Source organism: Nocardioides malaquae, assembly GCF_015070385.1.
Classification (GTDB): domain Bacteria; phylum Actinomycetota; class Actinomycetes; order Propionibacteriales; family Nocardioidaceae; genus Nocardioides; species Nocardioides malaquae.
Window position 1 is genome coordinate 1 of record NZ_JADCSA010001309.1, and the last position, 232, is coordinate 232.

Genomic DNA, 232 nt, shown 5'->3' on the forward strand with positions numbered 1-232 from the left:
GTTAGGTCATTTAGAGGTCTTGCTAGTTTGGAGTAATCTCTTATGAATCTCCTATAATATTCGGAAAACCCAAGGAAGGATTTGAGCTGTTGGATATTCTGGGGTTTCGGCCAGGTGGTCAGGGCAGAAATCTTCCTGGGATCTGTCTCAACTCCGTGCTCTGACACAACATGCCCTAGATATTGGACAGACTTCTTGAAGAACTGGCACTTTTCAGGAGATAACTTAAGTC

Annotated in this window: 1 protein-coding gene; it reads right to left on the minus strand. The window is 44.0% G+C overall.

Annotated elements, in window-relative coordinates:
- A partial coding sequence (locus IEQ44_RS17525) for a hypothetical protein (protein ID WP_227487730.1) occupies positions 1-232 on the minus strand: 232 nt, incomplete at both ends.